General features: G+C 62.3%; 12 protein-coding genes. 2 read left to right on the top strand and 10 right to left on the bottom strand.

The features are described 5' to 3' along the window. Positions 1-16: 16 nt before the first annotated feature. From AC19YS_RS17935 to AC19YS_RS17910, 6 genes are all read right to left on the bottom strand, one after another. Positions 17-2,491, bottom strand: a complete 2,475-nt coding sequence (locus AC19YS_RS17935; protein ID WP_500602310.1) for an EAL domain-containing protein — start codon at positions 2,489-2,491, stop codon at positions 17-19. 195 nt (positions 2,492-2,686) lie between these two features. Then, the gene (locus AC19YS_RS17930) at positions 2,687-4,489 is read right to left on the bottom strand and encodes an ABC transporter ATP-binding protein (RefSeq protein WP_119742404.1); all 1,803 of its coding nucleotides are present in this window, start codon (positions 4,487-4,489) and stop codon (positions 2,687-2,689) included. Next, a complete protein-coding gene (locus AC19YS_RS17925; RefSeq protein WP_177410076.1) occupies positions 4,482-5,084 on the bottom strand; it encodes a DsbA family protein in 603 nt (200 codons plus the stop codon). The genes AC19YS_RS17930 and AC19YS_RS17925 overlap by 8 nt, the downstream gene beginning before the upstream one ends. A gap of 36 nt (positions 5,085-5,120) precedes the next feature. After that, on the bottom strand, positions 5,121-6,062 hold the full coding sequence (gene trhO, locus AC19YS_RS17920; protein WP_106576557.1) for an oxygen-dependent tRNA uridine(34) hydroxylase TrhO: 942 nt from the start codon (positions 6,060-6,062) through the stop codon (positions 5,121-5,123). A gap of 189 nt (positions 6,063-6,251) precedes the next feature. Beyond that, entirely contained in the window at positions 6,252-6,545 is a 294-nt protein-coding gene (locus tag AC19YS_RS17915) for a BolA family protein (RefSeq protein ID WP_106576556.1), read from the bottom strand. A 6-nt stretch (positions 6,546-6,551) separates the two neighbouring features. Continuing rightward, entirely contained in the window at positions 6,552-7,070 is a 519-nt protein-coding gene (locus AC19YS_RS17910) for a DUF2059 domain-containing protein (protein ID WP_003175221.1), read from the bottom strand. A 193-nt stretch (positions 7,071-7,263) separates the two neighbouring features. On the opposite strand from AC19YS_RS17910, the gene AC19YS_RS17905 reads away from it, so the two are divergent. Next, complete coding sequence (locus AC19YS_RS17905) at positions 7,264-8,652, top strand: class II fumarate hydratase (protein WP_124418118.1); 1,389 nt, start codon at positions 7,264-7,266, stop codon at positions 8,650-8,652. A gap of 404 nt (positions 8,653-9,056) precedes the next feature. Here AC19YS_RS17905 and AC19YS_RS17900 read toward each other — a convergent pair whose 3' ends face one another. From AC19YS_RS17900 to pap, 3 genes are all read right to left on the bottom strand, one after another. After that, a complete protein-coding gene (locus tag AC19YS_RS17900; RefSeq protein ID WP_500602309.1) occupies positions 9,057-10,013 on the bottom strand; it encodes a DMT family transporter in 957 nt (318 codons plus the stop codon). 195 nt (positions 10,014-10,208) lie between these two features. Further along, positions 10,209-11,393, bottom strand: coding sequence for a thiolase family protein (locus AC19YS_RS17895; protein WP_500602308.1), 1,185 nt, complete (start codon positions 11,391-11,393; stop codon positions 10,209-10,211). 320 nt (positions 11,394-11,713) lie between these two features. Continuing rightward, a complete protein-coding gene (pap, locus tag AC19YS_RS17890) occupies positions 11,714-13,231 on the bottom strand; it encodes a polyphosphate:AMP phosphotransferase (RefSeq protein WP_119742394.1) in 1,518 nt (505 codons plus the stop codon). Positions 13,232-13,386: 155 nt separating this feature from the next. Here pap and mnmC point away from each other — a divergent pair, with 155 nt between their 5' ends. Further along, the gene (gene mnmC, locus AC19YS_RS17885; protein ID WP_500602307.1) at positions 13,387-15,375 is read left to right on the top strand and encodes a bifunctional tRNA (5-methylaminomethyl-2-thiouridine)(34)-methyltransferase MnmC2/FAD-dependent 5-carboxymethylaminomethyl-2-thiouridine(34) oxidoreductase MnmC1; all 1,989 of its coding nucleotides are present in this window, start codon (positions 13,387-13,389) and stop codon (positions 15,373-15,375) included. A gap of 11 nt (positions 15,376-15,386) precedes the next feature. Here mnmC and AC19YS_RS17880 read toward each other — a convergent pair whose 3' ends face one another. Then, entirely contained in the window at positions 15,387-20,216 is a 4,830-nt protein-coding gene (locus AC19YS_RS17880) for an NEL-type E3 ubiquitin ligase domain-containing protein (RefSeq protein ID WP_500602306.1), read from the bottom strand. Positions 20,217-20,417: the final 201 nt, after the last annotated feature.

Here is a 20,417-nt window from a genome sequence, read left to right as displayed (position 1 = left end):
ACAGACCAGCAAAGTTTCAGCGGAATGTGCCGGGCGCCTTGAACAACAGAGGCTGCGGCCGCACAGGTCGACACTGCAAGCTATCAAAGGTAAACAATTGCGGGCGTTCAATCAGGTAGCCCTGAGCGTAATCCACACCTATCTCCAGTAACGCCTGTTCGATTTGCGGTGTTTCAACAAACTCGGCAATTGTGCGCTTACCCATGACATGGCCGATGTGGTTGATCACTTCGACCATAGCGCGGTTAATCGGGTCGTCCAGCATATCCTTTACGAAACTTCCATCGATCTTCAGGAAGTCTACAGGTAAATGTTTCAGATAGGCGAATGAGGACATTCCGGCACAAAAATCGTCGAGCGAAAAATGGCAACCTAAGGCTTTGAGTTCATTAATAAAGCGAATTGCACTGCCCAAATTCGCTATAGCGCTGGTTTCGGTTATTTCAAAACAAATCATTTCAGGCGGAATGCTGTAAGCCTCGAATTTTTCACGTAAAAACCCAAGAAAATCGTCATCTCCAATAGTTATCCCTGACAGATTTATCGCACACATGGCCATAGGTCGGCCTGCACGCTCGTGCATGCAACGGGCGATGATCTTGAATACGTTTTCTACCACCCAGCGGTCCAGTGAAGTCATTAAACCGTAACGTTCGGCGGCCGGGATAAAGCTGTCGGGAAGGATGATCCGGCCGGCCTCGTCGTGCAGACGCAGCAGGATTTCAATATGGCCATTGCCGCCATCGGTTTGGCCAAGCGGGGAGATTTCCTGGGCGTAGAGGCAAAAGCGATTCTCCTCCAACGCCATGTGCAAGCGCTGCACCCAAGCCATCTCGCCAAAACGCAGGGACAACTCCGAGTCATCCGCGTGGTAGACCTGCACGCGGTTGCGGCCCTTTTCCTTGGCCATGTAGCACGCCATGTCGGCGGCTCGCAACGAGGCTTCCAGTGTGGTCGGGGTTTGCGAAATGTGCACCAGACCAATACTGACGGTGGTCATGAAGGGCCGCCCCTTCCACACAAAATGCAGGCTTTGCACGGTATGGCGCAGGCTTTCGGCGATCTTTTCCGCCACAGGTGCCGGGCAGTTCTCCAGCAGAATGCCGAACTCGTCTCCGCCCAGCCGCGCCAGCGTGTCGCCCTCACGCAGGTCCGATTGCAGCAGTGCGCAGATGTGGCGCAGCAATTCATCGCCCGCCGCATGACCGCAGGTGTCGTTGACCAGCTTGAACTGGTCAAGGTCGAGGAACATCAACGCATGCCGCCCGCTTTGCTGGCGCCCTGCCGGGTGCAGCACTTGCTCAAGGCGATACTCGAATTCGCGGCGGTTGGCCAGGCCGGTCAATGCATCGTGGGTCGCCTGCCAGGAGAGGTTGGCAATGTATTGACGCTCCTGAGTCATGTCGTGCAGCACCAGCACCGCACCGCTGACCTTGCCTGCACTGCGGATCGGCGCGCCCACCAGCGTCACCGACACGGTACTGCCGTCCAGGCGCTGGATCAGCTTCGAATGTTCGCTGCCGCCACTGAGCCGGCCCTTGGTGATGTGTTCCAGCAGCGTAAAGCCGTCCGGCTCGGCGTTTTCGTCCAGCAGCTTGAACAGCGCCGCCAGGGGCAGCCCTTGGGCCTGCGATGAGCGCCAGTGGGTCAGTGCCTCCGCCGCGGGGTTCATGTAGGCAATGGCGCCGTCGACGTCGGTGGTGATCACGCCGTCGCCGATCGACTCGAGGGTGATCTGCGCTCGCTCCTTCTCCACCTGCAAGGCGTCGGCGAAGGCATGACGCTGGGTCAGCAACTTGTGGGTGCGCAGCAGGGCCAACGCGATCAGGCCCAGTGCGGTGGCCAGGTTAGTGATCAACAGCAGGCGCAGGATAACCCGCGAGCCCTCGCCCAGGGCATCACTGAAGGCTTTGGCAGCCGGCGTGACGCCGTCGTTGATGGCGTTGATGCGCGTTTTCCAGGCCTTCACGTCGGTGCTGCTGGCCTGGTCAGCGCTGATCGCCCGATGCATCGTGCGCGCCAGGTCATCCAGTTGCACCAGGTAACCATCGCCCACGGTCCACAGCTCGATGGCTTTTTCCAGATAACTGAAATGGCGGAAGTTGAGGTACAACCAGATCAGGCTGGAAACGTCATCAGGGTGGTTGCCGCCCTTGAGGATACCCAGGCGCGCGGCCGTCAGGTCGGGCGTGGGTCGGTCAAGGGCAATGCGCAATTCATGCCCACCCTGGGGCACGGCGATGGCTTGCTGGTATTTGAGGTAAGTGGCCGGATCGCGGTTGTCGGCATATAGGGTCAGGTAGTAGATCGCATCTTTCTGACCCTTGGACCACAGGCTTTCACCGGCCACATAACCGCGTACTGCCGAGAGCATGTAGAGGCTGACGCAACCCAGCAATGCCTGGAACAGTACTACCGCGATAAACGGCCAGACGATGCCCAACAACCGAGGCGTACTTAGCGTCGTTCCGAGAGTGCGCTTTTGCTTCATGAGGTCCCTTGCACAAGCACCACCAAAAACAGGCGAGTGATTAACGCTCCTGACAGCACAATCTTGGCTAAATTCGCTCGATCCGCTCAAGGGCGTCGGGCCGATTCAGCGCCTGAACCTCGAACGGCGCAGGAAAGCCGCTATTTCCTGGGGAGACTCTCGTACCTGCCAGAGTCAATCATTGCAAACCCAACGTTACCGAACTTGCTGCAAATGCCCGTAGAGCTTGGCGTACAGGCCACCGTCGGCGATCAACTGCTGATGATCGCCATCCTCGGCGATATGCCCGCCATCAAACACCAGTACCCGGTCAGCCTGTTTCACCGCTGAAAGCCGGTGCGCGATGATCAGTGTAGTACGCCCACTGAGAAACCGCGCCAGCGCCTGGTGCAGGTTGTATTCGGTGGCGGCGTCCAGGGCGGACGTGGCCTCATCCAGAATCACCACTTTGGGCTCGGCCAACACCATTCGCGCGATGGCCAGGCGTTGACGCTGACCGCCGGAAAACCGTACGCCGGAGCGCCCCACTACGCTGTCCAGCCCCAGCGGCAGTGCCTTGACGGTAGCATCCAGCTGGGCGATTTCCAGTGCCTGCCAACAGGCCTGGTCGCTGCGGGTGCGACCCATGGTCAGGTTGGCGCGCACGGTGTCGTTGAATAACGCCGGGTGTTGCAGCACCACGGCGACGTTTTCGCGGATAGTCGCAAGCCCGATTTCCTGCTGGGTGGCGCCGCCGAAGCGAATGCTGCCGGCTTGCGGCGTATACAGCCCCAACAGCAGTTGCACCAGGGTACTTTTGCCGCCGCCGCTGGCGCCGACAATCGCGACCTTCTCACCCGGCGCAATGGCCAGGTTCAACTGATCGAGCACCAGCTCGTCGCCGTAGCCGAAATTCAGGCCGCGCACCTCGATGCCGACGGTCTCACGCCCGGTGAACGGGTCTGCGCCGCCGGCATACTGCGGCTCGTCGGCGCGCGCCAGCAGCTCGTTGATCCGCGTCAGCGCCCCACCCGCCGCGTAGTAAGCGTATTGCAGGTTCAACAGCTGCTCCACCGGCCCGATCATGAACCACAGGTAGCTGAACACCGCGAGCATCTGGCCGATGGACAAGTCGGAAAACAGCACCGTGAGCATCGCCGCAGCGCGGAAGATATCGATGCCAAACTGAAACAACAGGCCACTGGCACGGCTGGAGGCGTCGGTTTTCCATTGAGAATGAATCGCGTAGTCGCGCACTTCCTGGGCGCGCTGGCCGAGGCGTCCGAGGAAAAAGCCCTGGCGGTTGCCCGCACGCACTTCCTGGATCGCGTCGAGGGTTTCGGTCAATGCCTGGGTAAAGCGCGACGTGCTGTCGTTTTCAAGCTTCTTCAAGTGTTTGACGCGTTTGCCCAGCTGTACCGTGGCGTAGATCACCAACGGGTTGAACAGCAGGATCAGCAGCGCCAACTGCCAGTGCATCCACACCAGAATCGCCGAAGTGCCGACCAGCGTGAGCATGGCCACCAGGAAGCGGCTGAGGGTCTCGCCGACAAACTTGTCCAGCGTATCCAGGTCGGTGACCAGGTGCGTGGTAACCGTGCCGCTGCCCAGGCTTTCGTATTCGCCAAGGGAAATGCGCTTGAGCCGCTCGATCAGGCGCACGCGAATGCGGTAGACAATGTCCTTCGCCAGCCGCGCAAACAGCCGCGCCTGCACCACGTTGAATACCAGTGCGCCGCAACGCAGGCACAGCGTCAGCAACAGCATCAGGCCGATATAACCGGCAGCCTTCTGCCAGCCCAGGGGCAACACGTTGTTCATCACCTTGAGCGCGGCATCGCCACGGCCCAGCAACACTTCGTCTACCAGCAGAGGCAACAGCAATGGAATCGGCACGCTGCACAAGGTCGCCAGCACAGCGACGCCGTTGGCAATCCACAGCGATTTTTTGTGGCGCAGGGCCAGGCGGCGAATCTCCGCCCAGGTCAGTCGGTCGGTACGGTCGGGCTGGTCATGCACAGGTGGCTCGCTCCAACCAGCGGGCGAGCAATGGCGACAGCTCGGACAGCGGCTGGTAGCCGTTGGTCAACAAGGCCAACTGACCGTTACGCTCAGCCAGCAGGGTCGGGAAACCGGCAATGCCCAGATCCTGCACCCAGGTGAAATCAGCGGCCGTCGCGGCGTGCTGCTCGGCGCGGTCGAACGCGCCGGCAAACTCGATACGCGGGATGCCCGCCTCCTCGGCCAGTTCTACCAGCACGCTGGCCAGGGTCACATCGCGGCCCTCGACGTAAAACGCGCGCTGGATCAGCCCCAGCAGCTTCCACGCGCAATCCGGCGCCAGGCTGCGCGCCGTGACGATGGCGCGGCACGCGGGCTCGGTGTCATAGACAAAACCATCGGGCAGCGCGCCTTCACGCGTGAACGGCTGACCGGTGGCCTCGGTGACCGCCTGCCAGTGCTCAAGGATGTAGCGCCGGGTGGTCGGCTCCAACGCCGCGCCACTGCCGGTGCGCAAACCGCCCACCACAAGGTGCAGCTCCACGCCCGCAGCCTGGGCCTGCTCGACCAACGCCTCGGCCACCGGGGCAAAGCCCCAGCACCAGGAACACATCGGGTCCATCACATAGAGCAGGCGCGCGGGCATGGGTCAGGCCTCGGAAGGGGTTTGCTTATAGTTGAAGCCAATCGGGTGCGGCATATTGCGGGCCTTGGCCAGCTCAATCTGCTTTTGCCGATCAATCGCGCTGCGACGGGTCTTCTCCGGCAGCTTATCCCAGCAATGCGGGCAGCTGATGCCAGCCACATAGTGCTCGGACGCGCGGTCTTCGACGCTGACCGGTGTGCGGCAGGCATGACATTGATCGTAGTCGCCTTCGCTCAAGTCGTGGCGCACAGTCACGCGGTTGTCGAACACAAAGCAGTCGCCCTGCCATTTGGTCTCTTCCTGCGGCACCTCTTCGAGGTACTTCAGAATGCCGCCCTTGAGGTGGTAGACCTCGTCAAAGCCTTCGCTGAGCATGTAGCTCGACGCCTTTTCGCAGCGAATGCCGCCGGTGCAGAACATGGCGACTTTCTTGTGCTTGGCCGGGTCGAAGTTGGCTTTGATATAGTCGGGAAATTCGCGAAAACTGGTGGTTTTCGGATCAATCGCGCCTTCAAAGGTGCCAATGGACACTTCGTAATCGTTACGGGTGTCGATCAACAGCACTTGCGGGTCGCTGATCAGCGCGTTCCAGTCTTTGGGGTCGACGTAGGTGCCGACTTTTTTGTTCGGGTCGACGCCTTCGACGCCCAGGGTCACGATCTCTTTCTTGAGCTTGACCTTGGTGCGGTAGAACGGCTGTTCATCGCAGTACGACTCTTTGTGGTCGATGTCGTCCATGCGTGGGTCGTTCTTCAGCCAAGCCATCAGGCCATCAATGCCTTCGCGGCTGCCGGAAACGGTGCCATTGATGCCTTCTTCGGCGATCAGCAACGTGCCTTTGATGCCGTTGTCGACCATCGCCTGCAGCAGTGGCTCGCGCAGGGCGACGTAATCTTCGAGGGTGACGAACTTATACAGTGCCGCCACGACAATCGGTTGAGTCATGGGTGTTCTCTCCAGGTGGCTACCCTCGTAAGGGGTGAACCGGATAACGGCAGCTGCGAGTTTTTAGCCGCAAGCTGCAAGTAAAAGCAAAAAAAACGCGCCGACTGGGCGGCGCGTTGGGGATTGTAGCAAGAAGGCAGCTGCGAGGGCTCTAATCTTGTCGCTGGCAGCTGACAACGTGTGGCTGCTTCAATGCCCTCCGGCGCAGGTCGGCGAGGCCGGGGCTGCGTCGATTTTCGCCCATTCTTCAGGCGTGTAGGTATGCAGCGCCAACGCATGAAACTCGCTCATCAGGTCACCCAGCGTGGCGTAGACCGTCTGATGGCGCTTGACGCGGTTAAGCCCCTCGAACTGCTGGCTGACCAGCACGGCCTTGAAGTGGGTCTGCAACCCACGGCTGTGCATATGGCTTTCGTCCAGCACGCTTACGTGTTGCGGGCTCAGGGCGGCGAGCGCCGTTTCGATACGCTGTTGCATGTTCATTCCTGCTTACTTCTTCTTGGCCGGTGCGGCGGCTTTCGGCGCCAGCTCGTTGGTCATGTCTTCCAACAGCTTGTTGACTACCGGCACAGCGCTTTCCAGCTTGGCCTGGGTCATCTGGGCCGACTGCTGGGTCAGCTGCGGCATTTTTTCCAGGACTTTCTTGCCCAGTGGCGACTGGTAGAAGGCAACCAGGTCCTTGAGTTCGGATTCGCTGAAGTTGGTGGTGTAGAGCTTGACCATGTCCGGTTTCAGCTTCGGCCAGCCGATGGCCTGGTCCAGCGCGGCGTTGGCCTTGGCCTGGTAGCTGTCCAGTACGGACTGCTTGGCGGCAGGCGCCTTGGTCTGTTCGAAACGCTGGGCGAACATTTGCTGCACTTGCATGTACACCGGGGTACCCAGCTTGTCAGCGTGGGCCAGGGTAAGGAAGGCTTCGGCACTGGCGTTATGGCTGGCGGTATCGGCAAAGACTTGGCCGCTGGCGCAAACCAGAGCAACCGCGGTACAGATGGCACGAAGACGAGTCATCGAGTTTCCTTTTCTAGCAGGCGAGGTAAGACCCCAAGGGCGACCATTCTGCGCCTAAAAAACCTCGCGGCTCAACCCCAGGCCTTGTTCGGCCTGGATTTGCAGGGCTTGCCTGCGATGAAAAGTCTTTTATGGAACCCCCAAGGCCCATCACGGCCTAAACTGCGCAAACGAACCTGAAGGAGTGTGCCCGATGAGCCGTATCGAAACCGACAGCCTGGGAGAAGTGCATGTCCCGGATGACGCTTACTGGGGCGCGCAGACCCAACGCTCGCTGGTGAATTTCGCCATCGGCGAACAACGCATGCCATTGGCCGTGCTACATGCCCTGGCCCTGATCAAGAAGGCAGCGGCGCGGGTCAACGACCGCAATGGCGACTTGCCTGCCGATATCGCCCGTCTGATCGAACAGGCCGCCGATGAAGTGCTCGACGGTCAGCATGACGACCAGTTCCCACTGGTGGTCTGGCAGACCGGCAGCGGCACCCAGAGCAACATGAACGCCAACGAAGTGATCGCCGGCCGCGCCAACGAGCTGTCGGGCCAGCCCCGCGGTGGCAAAAGCCCGGTGCACCCGAACGATCATGTCAACCGCTCCCAAAGCTCCAACGACTGTTTCCCCACCGCCATGAGCATCGCGACGGTGCAGGCGATCAATAAGCAATTGCTGCCGGCGATCACCAACCTGTCGGGTGGGCTGGCGGAGCTGTCGGCGCGGCACATGAAGCTGGTCAAGACCGGCCGCACCCACATGATGGACGCTACGCCGATCACTTTTGGCCAGGAAGTCTCGGCGTTTATCGCCCAGCTCGACTACGCCGAACGCGCGATCCGCAGCGCCCTGCCCCCGGTGTGCGAACTGGCCCAGGGCGGCACCGCCGTCGGCACCGGGCTCAACTCGCCCCACGGCTTTGGCGAGGCGATTGCTGCCGAGTTGGCCGCCTTGTCGGGGCTGCCCTTTGTGACCGCCCCGAACAAATTCGCCGCCCTCTCCGGCCACGAGCCGCTGGTAACCTTGCACGGCGCGCTGAAAACCCTCGCGGTGGCGCTGATGAAAATCGCCAACGACCTGCGCTTGCTGGGTTCCGGCCCGCGCGCCGGGTTGGCCGAGGTCAAGTTGCCAGCCAACGAGCCGGGCAGCTCGATCATGCCGGGCAAGGTCAACCCAACCCAATGCGAAGCGCTGTCGATGCTGGCCTGCCAAGTGCTGGGCAATGACGTGACCATCGGCATTGCCGCCAGCCAGGGCCACTTGCAGTTGAACGTGTACAAGCCGGTGATCATCCACAACCTGCTGGAATCGATCCGCCTGCTGGCCGACGGTTGCAACAACTTCCAGGAACACTGCATTGCCGGTCTTGAGCCGGATGCCGAGCAAATGGCCGAACACCTGGAACGCGGCCTGATGCTGGTGACCGCGCTCAACCCGCACATTGGCTACGACAAGTCGGCGCAGATCGCCAAGAAGGCGTATGCCGAGGGCCTGACACTACGTGAAGCCGCACTGGCGCTGGGCTTCTTGACTGATGAAGAGTTCGACCAGTGGGTACGCCCGGAAAACATGCTCGAGGCCGGCCACTGACCTCGGGCTTTTGATCTGCTTTTGATCCAAGGCGCCCCATTAACCACGCTGGCCGCACGCAGGCTTGGATCCGTGGCTAACCCGGCAGGACGCCGGGTTAGCCACGCTGGGCCGAGGATGGCCCAGCGCGGCGGTCCACGGATTCAAGCCTGCGTGCGGGCACACCGAGCCTAGGCGAGGTGCCGAGTGGTGAGGCGAGGACCTTTTGCTTACTTTTGGGTCCTTCCAACAGTGAGCCGCTATAAGAGCGCAACCAATAGCAGCCGTTACCGCAGAAATGGATAGGTACGCCGACCAATATCCCAGTCAACTGACATACCGCCATCGCAGGCATGCCAGCGCCCACATTTAAACCGGTTTACCACCCTAAAGCCGCGGCAACGACTCGGCCGCCACGCCAGGCATCAAGACGCCAGCCGCAGCCGCCGAGCCCTGAGCCCCACCAGCAACGACGGCGCCAGCGCCACCGTCGCCGACCCCAGCACCACCACCAGCGCCCCGACGTAGCCCAAGGCGTTGATCTCTTCGGCCTGCACAAACGCCGGCCATAGCCACGCCGCCAACGCCACCGCCACAAACGTCACCAAGGGCGTCAGCGCCAACGTCGCACTGACCCGCGAGGCCTCCCAATGCGCCAACGCTTCGGCAAACGCACCGTAAGCCACCAGCGTATTCATGCAGCACGCCAGCAACAGCCAGCCTTGCAGCGGGCTCAACTGCAGCGCCTCCAGCGGATGCGCCCACGGCGTGAGCAACGCGGCGCACGACAGGTAGATCACCATCATCACCTGCAGCGAATTCCACACCGTCAGCAACTGCTTCTGGCCCAAGGCGTAAAACACCCAGATGGTGGTGGCGAGCAGAATCGTCAGCACCCCGGCGGTGTAGGTGCCCAGGGACGTGAGCATTTCCACCAGGCGTTGGTTGAAGAACAGCCCGAAGCCGATGATCAACACCACCAGGCCAACACCCTGGCCCAGGCTGAAACGCTCCTTGAACACAAACACGCTGGCGACCATCAGAAAGATCGGCCCCATCTGCACCACCAACTGGGCCGTGCCGGGGCTGAGCATTTTCAGGCCTACCAGGTACAACACGTAATTGCCCACCAGCCCGCACACCGCCATGGCTACCAGCCAACCGCCTTTTGGGCCGAGCACTTTGCGGCTGGGCAGGCGTTGGGTGAGGGCCAAGTAGATAAACAAGCAGCTACCGGCGACAACCAGGCGAAACCAGGTGACGGTGACCGGGTCCATCACCAGCAACACTTGTTTGAGTTTGATCGGCAGGATGCCCCACAGGAACGCGGTCAGCAGGGTCAAGCCAAAGCCATAAACCCAGCGGCCGGAAGAGATGTGCATGAGTGCCCCGAATGCCTGAGGAAGTGGAGGCAGCATTCTAGGGGCAAGCGCACGAATTGGGATACGACACAATTCAAATGTGGGAGCGGGCTTGCTCGCGAACGCGGTGGGTCAGCCTTGCATGTGTTGACTGATCCACCGCTTTCGCGAGCAAGCCCGCTCCCACATTTTTAAGCCGGGTTTCTTCAGTGGGACCTAGCGTACGGCTTCGAAGAGCCCAGTGGCGCCCATGCCGCCGCCCACGCACATGGTGACCACGCCGTAACGCAGGTTGCGCCGTTGCAGCTCGCGCACCAAATGCCCGACTTGTCGCGAACCGGTCATGCCGAACGGGTGCCCGATGGAAATCGAGCCGCCATTGACGTTGTATTTGGCGTTGTCGATCCCCAGGTGGTCGCGCGCATACAGGCACTGCGAGGCAAACGCCTCGTTGAGTTCCCACAGGTCGATATCCGCTACCTGCAAGCCCTTGGCCTTGAGCAACTTGGGCACCGAGAACACCGGGCCAATGCCCATCTCGTCCGGCTCGCAACCGGCCACGGTAAACCCGCGGAAAAACGCCTTGGGCTTGAGCCCCAGCGCCAGGGCTTTTTCCAGGCTCATCACCAGTGTCATCGACGCGCCATCGGACAGCTGCGAGGAATTGCCAGCCGTCACCGAACCGTCTTCGGCAAACACCGGTTTGAGCCCTTGCAGGCTGGCAAGCGTGGTGTCCGGGCGGTTGCAGTCATCGCGATCTACCACGCCTTCAAGGATCTGCACCGCGCCGGTGTGCTTGTCCTCGACCTTGTACGTGACCGTCATCGGCACGATTTCATCGTCGAACAACCCGTCGGCCTGGGCCTGCGCGGTGCGCTGCTGGCTCTGCAGGGCGTAACGGTCCTGCGCTTCGCGGCTGACGTTATAGCGCCGCGCGACGATTTCGGCGGTCTGGCCCATCGGGAAGTAGCTGCCCGGCACCTGCTCTTGCAGCAGCGGGTTGATCAGGTTGTCGGTGTTGACGCTTTTGAGGGTCAGGCTGATCGATTCAACGCCACCGGCGACGATGATGTCGCTGCAACCCGAGGCGATCTGGTTGGCCGCGATCGCGATCGCCTGCAAGCCCGAGGAGCAGAACCGGTTGAGGGTCATGCCTGCCGTGCCCGTGCCCAATTGCGAGAGCACTGCCACATTGCGCCCGATGTTGTAGCCCTGCGCGCCTTCGTTGGAACCGGCACCGACGATGCAATCCTCGACTGTCGCCGGGTCGATGCCATTGCGGCTCAGCAGTGCATTCACGCAATGGGCCGCCATGTCGTCGGGACGGGTCTGGTTGAACTTGCCACGAAAGGATTTGGCCAGGCCGGTTCGCACACTGTCGACGATCACTACTTCACGCATGGGCTACCTCGATCTTGTCGTTGTTGGAAGATCAACCGAGGATAAATCCACGCCCTCCCCACCGCGATGATCATTCACCCCGCCTATACAAAAGCATGGCGATGAGCAGGCTGGTTCTGCCAAGTGGGATGTTGGGGCGGACACGCTCACTGTGGCGAGCAGGCTTGCCCTGCGTTGGGGCGCGAAGCGGCTCTGATGCAGACGCCGCGTACTTTCATTTAGAACGCATTGACCGACTATGGGGCCGCTTCGCAGCCCAACGCAGGGCAAGCCTGCTCACCACAAAAAGCCTGCCTGCCACAGGTCAGCGCCCGCCAACGCTATTTTTTCTTTTTCTTCTTGTCGTGCTTGTCGGTTTTGTCGAACGCCTCTTCCAGCGCGCGGTTGATGGTGCGCAGCACCTTGACCCGCGCCCAGCGCTTGTCGTTGGCTTCGACCAGCGTCCAGGGCGAGATTTCAGTGCTGGTACGGTCGACCATATCGCCCACGGCGGCACGGTAGTCATCCCACTTGTCGCGATTGCGCCAGTCGTCTTCGGTAATTTTGAAGCGCTTGAACGGGATGTTCTCGCGGGCCTGGAAGCGCTCCAGCTGGGTGTCCTTGTCAATCGCCAGCCAGAACTTGACCACGATCACACCGGCATCGCGCAACTGCTCTTCAAAGTCATTGATCTCGCCGTAGGCGCGCATCCAGTCCGCCGGGGTGCAGAAACCTTCGATGCGCTCCACCAGCACGCGCCCGTACCACGAGCGGTCGAACACCGTGAACATGCCGCGCGCCGGAATCTTCTGCCAGAACCGCCACAGGTACGGTTGGGCACGCTCGTCTTCACTTGGCGCGGCAATCGGCACGATGTGGTACTGACGCGGGTCCAGCGCCGCCGCCACACGCCGGATCGCCCCGCCCTTGCCCGCCGCATCGTTGCCTTCGAACACGGTGACCAGCGCGTGTTTGCGCATGCGTTTGTCACGCATCAGGCCGGAGAAACGCGCCTGCTCGGTGATCAGCTGTTCTTCGTAATCGTCCTTGTCCAGGCTCAAGGTCATGTCGAGGCTGTCGAGCAGGCTCTTCTGATCCACCGAGGCCAACAACGGCGCCGGGTTCATGCCGCTGGCCTTGCCCTTGGGCAACTTCAGTGCATTTTGCAGGCCCTCGAGCAGGATCTTGCCCACGGTGAGGCTGCGGTAGTGCGCATCGACCCCTTCGATCACATGCCATGGCGCGTAGTCGCGGCTGGTGCGGCGCAGGATGCGCTCACCAAAATGCACAAATTTGTCGTAGGTCTCCGACTGCTGCCAGTCCAGCGGGCTGATGCGCCAGCTGTGCAGCGGGTCATCGGCCAACGCCTTGAGCCGCGCTTTCATCTGTTTCTTGGAGAGGTGAAACCAGAATTTGAAGATCAGCGCGCCTTCGTCGCAGAGCATTTTTTCCAGGCGCTCGGCACCGGCGATGGCCTGGTCCAGGCGTGCATCCTTGATCTCGCCGTGCACGCGGCTTTGCAGCATCTGGCTGTACCAATTGCCGAAAAAAATGCCCATGCGGCCTTTGGCCGGCAATTGCCGCCAGTAGCGCCAGGCCGGTGGGCGCGCCAGTTCTTCGTCGGTCTGCTGGTCAAAGGTGCGCACTTCGATCAGGCGCGGGTCCATCCATTCGTTAAGCAGCTTGACGGTCTCGCCCTTGCCGGCGCCCTCAATGCCGTTGATCAAGATAATCACCGGGAAGCGCTTCTGCTGCTGCAGCTCGTACTGCACTTCCAGCAACGCTTCGCGCAGGGCCGGCACTTCGGCTTCATAGGTGTCTTTGTCGATGGCGTGACCGATTTCAGCGGATTCGAACATGGGCAGCTCCGTTTCAAGTTGGATCAAGACTAGCGGATTGGGCAACAACGCGCGGGAGGAAATTCCACGCCAACGTGCCGTGGGTCAATTCAAAGCCCATTGATCGGCTAGAATGGCCGCCTTGCTTTTGCCTGCTGTTATTTTATGAGCCGCCCATGAACCCCATCACCCACGCCCAGCTCGACTGGGACGACCAAGGTCGCCCGCACTCGCGGGTGTTCGACGATGTGTATTTTTCCGACCAGTCGGGCCTTGAAGAAACCCGCTACGTGTTCCTCGAACAGAACCGTCTGCAGGCGCGCTTTGCCGCCCTGCCGGTGAACGGGCGGCTGGTGATCGGCGAAACGGGGTTTGGCACCGGCTTGAACTTTCTGTGCGCCTGGCAGCTGTTCGAACAGCATGCGGTGCCGGGCGCGCGCCTGCATTTTGTCAGCGTGGAAAAGTACCCGCTGAGCCACGCCGACCTGCAACGCGCCCTCGCCCTCTGGCCAGAGCTGGCGCCCTTCGCCGAGCAACTGCTGGCGCACTACATTGCCATCCACCCAGGCTTCCAGCGGCTGGTGCTGGATAACGGCCGCGTGACGCTGACCCTGTTGATCGGCGATGCCCTGGAGCAGTTGCCACAACTGGATGCCCAGGTCGATGCGTGGTTTCTCGACGGCTTCGCCCCGGCAAAAAATCCCGACATGTGGACCGCCGAACTGTTTGCCGAACTGGCCCGCCTGGCGGCACCCGGCTCGACCATCAGCACCTTCACCAGCACCGGCTGGGTACGCCGGTTGATCAACGCCGCCGGGTTCAAGATGAAACGCACGCCAGGCATCGGGCATAAGTGGGAGATCCTGCGCGGTGAATTCCTCGGTTGGCCGGCCGAAACGCCGCCACCTGCCCACAGCAAACCGTGGTTCGCCCGCCCGATGCCGGTGCCCGGTGAGCGCAGCGCCCTGGTGATCGGCGGCGGCCTGGCCGGGTGCGCCACGGCGGCCAGCCTGGCGGCACGTGGCTGGCGTGTGAGCCTGCTGGAGCGCCACGGCGCCCTGGCACAGGAAGCCTCGGGCAACCCGCAAGGCGTGCTTTACCTCAAGCTCTCGGCTCATGGCACGGCGCTTTCGCAGCTGATCCTCAGCGGCTTCGGCCACACGCGGCGCTTGCTTGAGCACCTGCACCGCGGCGTCGATTGGGACGGTTGCGGCGTGCTGCAACTGGCCTTCAATGCCAAGGAAGCCGAGCGCCAGGCCCAGTTGGCCGCCGCGTTTGCGCCGGGCCTGCTGCACCTGCTTGATCAGGCTCAAGCTCAGGCGCGCGCCGGCGTGGCGCTCGAACACGGCGGGCTGTTTTACCCCGAGGGCGGCTGGGTGCACCCGCCGGCATTATGCCAATGGCAAGCGCAGCACCCGTTGATCGACGTGCGGCCTCATCACGAAGCCCTTGAGTTGCAGCGCGTTGACGGTCAATGGCAAGCCCTGGCCGGCGACACCCTGCTGGCGAGCGCGAGCGTGGTGGTGCTGGCAGGTGCCGCCGAGATCAAGCGGTTTGCGTTCAGTGCCGACCTGCCGCTCAAACGCATTCGCGGGCAGATCACACGGCTGGCAGAAACGACGGCGAGCCAGGCGCTGGCCACCGTGGTGTGCGCCGAAGGCTATGTCGCCCCTGCGCGCCTGGGTGAACACACCCTGGGCGCCAGCTTCGACTTCAAGAGCGACGACCTGACGCCCACTGCCGCCGAGCACGCCGGCAATCTGGCGATGCTGCGGGAAATCTCCCTCGACCTGGCCGACCGTCTCGGCGCCGATGCCTGCTCTGCCAAGCAGCTTGAAGGCCGCGCCGCATTCCGCTGCACCAGCCCCGACTACCTGCCGATTGTCGGGCCGCTGGCCGAACGCGAGGCGTTCGACCAGGCCTACGCGGCCCTGCGCAAGGACGCCCGCCACGTGCCGCCCACACCTTGCCCGTGGCTGGACGGCGTGTACATCAACAGCGGCCACGGCTCACGTGGCCTGGTGACCGCGCCGCTGTGTGCCGAGCTGCTGGCGGCCTGGCTGGACGCCGAACCCTTGCCCTTGCCCAGCAGCGTGGCCGAGGCTTGCCACCCCAACCGTTTTGCCTTGCGCGCGCTGATTCGCAGCAACGCCGCCAAGCCTTAGACCGGGTTGAATCACGGCATCACACAGGGCGACAGGTCGCCGAATTTCAGCGCCTCCTTGGTCAGGCGCTCAGCTTCGCCCTTATGCGCCGCCTGCTGCTCGCGCAGGATCTGGTTCATCTGGTCAAGGTAGTCGGCGTCGTTGAGCGCGGTGCTTTTTTCAAAGACCGCCTGCAGGCGTTGGTCATAGGGCTCGCTCAACGCCTCGAACGATTGGCTGAAGGCGACTTTCAAGTGACTGTCCCATAACGGCAGCTCCACCAGGTAGTTCAAGAGCTTGGTTGAGCGCTCTGCCGCCCGGAGTTGTTCTTCGGCAGTGTTCAGCGCTTCGACCGTGACGCCGCCCAGGCGGGCAAAGCGCATGTGCAGGGGCTGACCGGGCAAATGAAACTTGCTGGCCAGCCCTGTTCGGTAGGCCAGGCTGACCTCCAGCGGGTCAGCCTCCGGGTGCTGCTGACTGTGCGTGCGTGCGTAGCTGTCCAACTGATCCAGACGAAACAGGCCCTTGGCCAACTTCAGCAGCGGCTTGGCGGTCAGCTTGCCCCCTTCGACGCCTTTGGCAGCTTCGTGGATCTCCACCAGCACCTCAAGGTTGCTGAAGTTCAGCGCCGCGCTGTCATCGCAATTGACCGGCGTGGCGGCCCGGTCAAAAATCTCATCGCGCAGCTGCGCGTCATTTCCGGCCGCCTCCAGCACCCGCCAAACGCGTCGTTCCAGGTCCTCCCGCACCAGTTGAGCATCGCCGGTGCCGCCCAGTTCGGCCAATAACCTGAACAGGCTCTCGGACTCGGGCTCATGCTTGAGTCCCGTCCAAACCGTCTCTTTTTGCGTGTAGCGCGCAACCGCGCTATCGGCCAGCCATAACTCCCGGGCTTTCTGCTCGTTGAGGCGAGCGATGTCATCTTCCAAAAAGCCCATGCCTATGCCGGTTTGGCTCCGATAGTCGGCCAGTGTCTTTCGGCTGGCTTCATCCAGCGGGTTGTGGCGCAGGTTGATGGCTTCAGCCACAGGGCGTGGCGCGGTGGGCAACCAGCCAGGCAAGGCGAGGATATCGTTGTCGCGCAGGTCGAGGTAATGCAGGTAAGGCAAGCGCGGTACCCCAGCAGGAAACGCGCGCAGGCGACAATGACGCAACATCAGCTCACGCAACTCGAACATGTGGCCGACGGCAGGCGGATCAATCAACGGGTTGTTGCTCAGGTTCAATACCTGCAAGCCTCGCAGGTCAGCCAGCTTGGCGTGGGTGTGTTCGGTGAGTTGCAGGTGGTTGTCGTTGAGGTACAGGCGTTTGAGCGCGGGCATCTGTGACAGTACTTCCGGCAGGCGTGTCACCTCGTTGCTGCGCAGCTCCAACGTCTCGAGCTGCTTGAAGTGTTTGAGAAAATACGCCACGTCATCGTCGAGCCCCATTCTGTTCAACGACAACTGTCGGATATGGGCAAAGGTGACCTGCGCCGGCAAGGTCGGCAGTCGGCCCACGGCCAGGCCATCGAGTACCAGGCTTGGGACGTTTACCCCACTGGCATCGGGCAACAGGAGCCGCTGTCGCCAGCCGTCCTCGATGGCCTGCATCGCCTGATGACGGGCCAGGCGGTAATCCGCCTGGGGATGAGGTAAACCGGCGAGGGATGTCTCGTCATTGCGCCACGCCTTGAGCGCCCGATGCAGGGCCTCGAACTGTCGCTCCAGCGCCTCCACGGCCTGGGCGCGCGCCAGGTGATCGGGGCCTTGCCCGTCCAGGAACGTCGCCACCTGCCGTTCGTCAAAACCGGGATACAGCCTGTTGACCTTGCGCACCAGCGCCACCGGGTGCCGCGTCGAACGCACCATGGCCTGCGCGCATAGTTCCGGCGCCGCCTCAGGGAGTGCACGCTCGGGCCACAGATGGCGTGACAGCACGTGGCGCTCTTGCTCGGCACACGCCTGGAGCGCGTCGCGCAATCGACTGGCACGCTCTGCCCCCGAGAGGTTCAGTGCTGCCAATTGCGCAGGCGACAAGGTGGCGAGCAGAGCCTGGTAAAACCCTTCAGGGCCTGACGCTTTTTCGCCCAGCGGCGCACCTTTATCGTCGAACGCCTGCACCCCATCGCCGGTCTCGACCAGTGTGCGCCGCCACCGTGCATGCTGGCTGCCGGAGGTGCCTATCAGCTCGCCGATCAAACTGTCCCGGCGTACCTGCACGTGCAAATCCTGCGGCCATCCCGCGACCTTCGCCAGCAGGTGCACGGCCAGCCGTCGCGAGGGGGCGCTGGCCAGCTCCGGAAGGTAAAGGCCGATCAGCGCCTGGTCTTCTTCCTGCACCGCCAACGCTTCGCGTGCCCGTTGTGCGAGCAACAGCGGCACGCGCCGGGTACTGCGCAGTTGCCAGCGATGCACGGTTGACGTCTTGGACAGCAACTCCCAGGCGATGCGATTGGGCACGCTTGGGAAATGCGCCTTGAGCAACCCGTGATCTGAATGGGTAATGCCATCCGCGTCCTGATACAGCTGCTGGAAGACCTCTCGGTGGGTGCGTTTGAGCGAGGCCAGTAACTGGCGCGCAAGCACCGCGCCCTGCTCATCTGGCGCTATCGTGCCCCCCAGCAAGGTGTGGATCTCGTCCGGCGGCAGGACGTCGAGCAGCGTCGCCATCACTGCGCCGTCTTTGAGCGCCTGTTCAGTGATGTGGATGCTCAAGTGTCCATGCTCGAATGTGGCGCTGCCGGGAAAGCGTTCGAGCCGCGCCCCTTGGCGGTCCAGCACCTCGAAAAACCGTCCCGGCGGCCAACCTGGCATCAGCGGCAACGCCAGCAACTGAACGCGCGCGGTGCTTGCATCCGGCCGTGGCTGATGTTCCAGCTGCCAGATCAGATCGCGGACTTGCTGGTTCAAGGCGAAACGCGCCACGCAGTCGTTGAAGCGCTCCGGCAGCGGCCTGTTTTGCAGGGCCAGGGCGTGCAGGCGGGAGGGCCGCATGTCGACAATGCTCGCCACGTATTTCAATTGCTCGGTGGGCAGCGCGGCCAGGCGCGGGTTAAGCCGAGTGAGAATGTAGGACGGGGAGCCCCACTCCTGGGGGTGTTCGAACGCAAACCGCCAACCGCCCTGGCGGTTGTGCAGCAGACGCGGACGATAGGCCGTGGTCCGCGTCGGGTGAAGGGCGTGCCAGTAACCCGACCGCGCATCGTAGGCCACCGCGTACACCACTCCCATAATCCTGACATAGGAATGGCCGCCGACCTGGTAGATCCCACGGCTATTGGCCACCGTCAGGGCGTCGACATCCAGCGTCCGGCCGTAAGGCTTGAGCCGCCGACGCCACAAGCGAGGACCGGCATCCGGCAGCTGCACCGCTTCGACTGCCTCGAAGAACTCTGCGGGGTTGGACTTGACCCCCCTGAACACCTTGCCTGCCACCTTCACACCGTCCGCGAACACGGCCATGGCCGCCAGGTTTTCAGCCACATTGACCAAATGTTCCAGGCCCTCGGCCTGGTCGCTGTGAGTCCATTCATCCACCCCTTCGAAGACCTCGGCGAGCATCTGGCCGACGGCGACGCCCAACATTAATTGCCCGAGCACCGGCACCATCAGGCCGGCGATGTTCAGCATATTCAGGCCCGCCTCCAGATAGCCTTGTAGGCGTTTCTGCCGCGCCTCCTCATCGACTTGCGCCGTCGGCACGGCCAATGCAACGGCGTCCAGCTGGATCTTGCGGGTCAAGGCGCCGAAAAAGAACGGTTCCAGGCCGGTGTCCACCGCCACGGGCTCCACGCGTTCGAGTGTCCTGCGTTGGTCAAAACGCTGGAAAAAACCGAACCGCTCGGCCTCATCCAGGTAGCGCGTGAAGAAGCTGCGATAGGCCGGCACCTGAAGCTTGAGCGTCAGGTAGGCGATCAGGTCCCCCAGCGTGGGGTATTCGTACCACGGGCGCCCGGGCTCGCCTGGCATGTACACCAGCAAGGGCCCCTCAGCAAAGCCGTGCGTGGAGGCATGGCCGAACACCAGCACGCTCCACAGGCAGGCGCCATGCACATTCATCCCTTGCCAGATCAGCGGCTTTTCATGGAACAACACATGCTGCAGGTTCCGCGCGGGCAAGCGAGCATTGAGCAGGGCTTGCAACGCGGTATAGCCGGACTCGCTGATATCGCCCTTGCCATGGGCAATCTGCAAGTCGATTTGCATGTCCTTGATCTTGCACTGGCCGACCTCGCCGACCACCGGGTTGTAGGCCCGTTCAGCGCCGCCATCGTCGTCGCTCCCCGCGAGGTTGAACACCTCACGCAGGTGCCGCTGATAGGCCGCGCCCAGGTCCAGTTCGCGGCAGTACCGCGCAAAGGCTCCAGCGCTGAGCGTTGACACCTTTTGGCCTGCCGCGCCCGTTCGAATCACCGCGCCTGCGGGCAGCCCCCCTGCCTCGGCCTGGTCCAGGGTAAAATTCTGCATGGCCGCCTGCAGCAGGTGGTGCTTGTCCATGGACATCGTCTGCAGCCGTACACCACGGCCGACGGTCAACGCGGCGAAGTGCCGATTGGGCAACTCCAGCCAGTCACGTTCGACATCCAGCCCGGCATGCCCCTTGGCCGCCAGGAGCGCCTTAAGTCGCTCGGCACAAAATGACCTGAGCGGCGTTATACGGCGCAACAGGCTCGCGGCCCGCTCGCGGGGTTGCTGACTGCTGGCATGCGCCGCTTCCAGCGCCTGGCGCGTTGAGGCGGCGGCACTTACCAGCCATGGGGGCAGCGTATGCTGCAGCACCCTGGCCTTGTCCAGGTCGCCGGTGATTTCCAGCAGTGCAGCGGTGATTTTCTCCTGAGAGACAGGCGCGGCGGCCTGGCTTACAGCCGGTTGTTGGGTCATCGGCAACAGTCCTTATTGCGTTGGATAATGACCCGGACAATAACCCTCACGCCGGCAATGAAAGGTTCAAATAGGCGCTCGATATCGCGGCGCATTCCCCCACTTTTTGCATCCGTGATTGACCTATCTACCGACCATTGACGGGCGCCCCCGTGGCGCGCGACGTGGCTTGCGGCCACTCAAGGCTCTTTGCCTTATAAC

It is taken from the genome of Pseudomonas sp. MF08831 (genome assembly GCF_059862645.1).
Note: the sequence above shows the minus strand (reverse complement) of the source record. Positions and strands in the feature narration are given on the sequence as shown.